Origin of the sequence: Streptomyces sp. (assembly GCF_019510245.1) — a bacterium.
Taxonomy (GTDB): domain Bacteria; phylum Actinomycetota; class Actinomycetes; order Streptomycetales; family Streptomycetaceae; genus Streptomyces.
Window position 1 is genome coordinate 1 of sequence record NZ_JAEKKT010000320.1, and the last position, 3,668, is coordinate 3,668.

3 protein-coding genes are annotated in these 3,668 nt (G+C 70.8%); all 3 read right to left on the reverse strand.

The window, feature by feature from the left end; translation table 11 throughout:
- Nucleotides 1-1,197: SGNH/GDSL hydrolase family protein (locus JF597_RS49990; RefSeq protein WP_294012833.1), on the reverse strand; the 1,197-nt coding region annotated here is incomplete at its 3' end.
- An 11-nt stretch (nt 1,198-1,208) separates the two neighbouring features.
- Nucleotides 1,209-3,215 (reverse strand): TIM-barrel domain-containing protein, encoded by a 2,007-nt coding sequence (locus JF597_RS49995; RefSeq protein ID WP_294012836.1) that lies wholly within the window; start codon nt 3,213-3,215, stop codon nt 1,209-1,211.
- Nucleotides 3,215-3,668 (reverse strand): NPCBM/NEW2 domain-containing protein (locus JF597_RS50000; protein ID WP_294012838.1); only part of this gene is annotated, 454 nt, incomplete at its 5' end. The genes JF597_RS50000 and JF597_RS49995, both read right to left, overlap by 1 nt.

The window sequence follows — 3,668 nt, forward strand, 5'->3', positions numbered from 1 at the left end:
GAGCGACGTCAGGTCGATGGAGTCGGCGAATGCCTTCATCCCGGCATCATTGGGATGCAGATGGTCACCGGAGTCGTACGCCGCGCCCAGCAGCCGCGGATCCGCCGGATCCCGGACCGCCCGGTCGAAGTCGGCGTAGTCGTCGAAGACGGGGCCGGAGTCCCGGACGAACGCGTTGACCTGCTGCCGCCGGGCCTCCGTCTCCTCGCTCCAGCCGCCCCAGGTGAAGTCCTTGTACGGGGTGATCGTGGCGCCGACGACCCGCATCCCGCGCTGGTGGGCCCGGGCGGCGATCTCCGTCATCCCGGCGATGATCTGCTCGGCACTCGCCCCGCCGAGATCGTTGATCCCCTCGAAGAGGATCAGGGTCCTGGCGCCCGGCTGGGAGAGCACATCCCGTTCGAGCCGGTCGAGCGCCGAGGGGTTGGTCTCGGTCCCGGCGGTGATCCGGTTGCTGGTGATGCCCGCGTTGAGCACTCCGGCACCGGGTCGGCAGGCGTTGAGGCGGGCGGAGAGCAGATCGGGCCAGCGCTGGTTGGTGTCTGCCGTCGAATAGGATCCGTCGGTGATCGAGTCGCCGAGCGCCACCACCGACCCGGTCCTCGGCGCGGTCACGTCGACTCCGCTGAGGAACGGCCAGCTCGTGGTGGTCCAGGTGTAGGCGTCGCCGGTGGTGTCGGCCGCGTGGTCGCCCGCCCCGTAGTCCGTCCAGTACACGGTCTGCTGCGCCCACCAGTGATCGGTGATGTGCGTGACCTGACCGGGCAGATGGAGGCTGACCACCAGGTCGGTCAGGGCGGGCACGGCCAGGCGGACCGGATCGCTGACCGCCTCACCGCCCGCCGGGATCGTGACCCCGCGCTTCCCGCCGAACCGCACGTCGTACGGGCGCGCCACGGCGGAACCCCCGTCCCGCAGGCCCACGGTCGCGTGCCCGATCGTCACCGGATCGGTGGCGTAGGCGTTGGTCAGCCGGATGCGTACGGACGAACCGCCGACGCTGGTGTGCACCGGCATCCGTACCGTCACCTCGGACATCCCCGAGACCTCGTAGTGCTCACTGGCCGCTGTCGCCCAGGTCCCGGTCCAGCCGCGCCGGTCGCCTTGCTGACCGGCCTGGGCGGGTGCCACCGTTCCGGCCACGACCGCCGAGACCGCCAGCAGCAGAGCCGCGAGCCTGGTACGTATCCCCTGCATCTGACGCCCCTTTACTGTTCCGCGTCGGTGCGCGCGAGCGCCGCGTACGCCTTGCCGGCGCCCTGGGCCTTGAGGTTCACGAACGCCGGGGTCACCCCGAGCGGCGCCGCGTATCCCTTGAGCGTCACGGGGCCGCGGACGACCTTGCCGTTGGTGACGTCCCGCCACGTTCCGGTGGGCAGGAAGACGTCCCGGGTGGTGCCTTCGTCGAGCTTCGGCGCGGCCAGCACGGCCGGGCCGAGCATCCACTCGTCGGCGACGGTGTAACTCGCCTCGTCCTTCGGGAAGTCGAAGAACAGCGGCCGCATGATCGCATCGCCGGTCTTCACCGTCCGCTGCACCTGATCCCAGATGTACGGGGCCAGCCGCTCGTGGGTCTTGATCGCCTGCCGGTAGAGGTCGACCGTCTCCCGGTCGTACCCGACCCATTCGCCGGTCGTCGCGTCCCGGACTCCGGTGGGTGAGGTGGAGGCGTACATCAGCGGCATCAGGGAGGCCGCCTGCGCCCAGCGGGCCAGGACCTGCTTGGTGGGCGGCGGGTAGCCGAGCGAGCCGCCGATCATGTCGGTCTCGACGAACGGGTAACCGATCGTGGAGACCGCCAGGTTGGCGGAGACGGCGGCGCGCAGGCCTCCGAAGGTGGTCGGCTTGTCGGCTGTGCGGGTGGCGAAGCCCTTGGCCTGCGCGGCGTTCCACGCGACCCGGAGCCCGGCTCCCTGCTGGTCGAACTGGTCGGCCAGCTCGGCGCCGTACTTCACGTAGTCGGCGCGGGTGGACCCCGGGTAGGGGGCGCACCGGTCGTCGAAGAAGGCGGTGTCGAACTTGAAGCCGTCGACCCCCAACTCGTCTGTCTGGGCCGTGAGATCGTCGGTGTACCACTGCCGCGCGGCCGGATTCGCCAGGTCGATCAGCCCGGTCTGGCGACCGTTCCACCAGGTGAACAGGCAGGGCTTGGACGGGTCGGACGGGTCCTTCAGCAGATAGCCGTTGTCGACGGCTTCGGAGAAGTTGGCCGCGTTCTCGGGCATGTACAGGCCCGTCCACATGCCCAGGTCGAACCCGAGGCGGTCCAGTTCCTTGGAGAGGCCGGGCAGATCGGGGAAGCGTTCACCGAAGTCGGTGGCGATCACGCTCTCCTCGATCTGTACCGCGTGCCCGCCGAGCCCGGCGCCGGCCAGCGCGCGGGCCCAGGCGAGGACGTTCTCCTGGGTCTGCTCGCCGTAGAGCTGGGCCCAGGAGTTCCAGAGCGGGGTGGCGTACTGCTCGTAGGGGGTGTCGGAGCGTTCGGGTTTGCCGACCAGCGCGATGTGGTCGCGGTAGACCTCGGCAGGGGTGTCCTCGACGAACACCGTGGAGTCGGAGGGGCGTTCACCGGTGACGGTGAACTCGCCGAGCCCGTTGCCGCCGGAGTTGATCCGCACGTCCATCGGGTCGTTCGTCTTCGCGAGCAGGCCGGTGGCGCTGGAGGTGTACCAGAAGGGAGAGACCACCTGATAGGACGCCGGGCTGAACCCGGTGTCCACCACCTGTCCGGAGTCCAGCGGCCACGGCTGGACGGTCTGGTCGCTGTTCTCGCCGTGCCCGTACCAGTGCCCGGCGCTGCTGAGGTCATAGGCCGTGCTGAGCGCGTCGGCCCGGGCGCCCGACAGGGACCAGTTCATGTCGTACCGGTCGGAGCGCAGGGTGATCCGCAGATCGACGGTGACGCCCGGCAGGTCGGTGGCGGCGGTGACGTGCACGGAGTTGCCGTCACGGCTGCTGCCGGTGACCTCCCGGACGATGTGCCAGTCGGAGCCGATCCGGAACCGGAACGCCGCGGGCGCGGTGGCCAGCACGGTCCGGCCCGCCCGCACGGTGGTGACGGTCAGCCGGTCGGTGGCGACGCGCAGTTCATAGGCGGGTGTCGTGACGGTGATCGGCCCGGAGTCGGCGGCCGCCGGGACCGTGCCGAGCAGCGGGGCGGCCAGGATCAGCGCCGCCGCGCCGCAGCGGACGGTTCGTCTCGCCGTATGCGGCATCAGGCACCACCGCCGCAGGTCAGCTTGGCGTCGGCCCAGTCGGCGTGGTCCGAGGAGACATCGCCGTCGCCGTCGACCGACAGGTCCAGCCAGCGGGCGCCGGTCACGTCCACGTCGATGGCGGTGCCGCCGTCGGAGCCGCGCACCACGGGGGTTTTGGTGAGCGGGCGGCCGTCGGCGACCACCTGGAAGGAGACGCTGCCGCCGTCGCCGACCTCGTCGTCCACCCCGGCGGTGGCGGTGAAGCGGGTGCAGCCGCCGCCGAGATAGACCCGGGCCTGGCTGTTCGCGTGCACGCCGAGGCCCTTGGTGTACGTGGTGCCGCCGATGCTCAGGGGGCGACCGTCGCCCGCCGCGTCCTCCCCGTTGGAGGCGTCCTTCTCCACAGGACCCCAGCCGTTGACCGCCTTGACCAGGGTCAGGTCGCTGACATAGGCGTCGGCGGACAGTCCC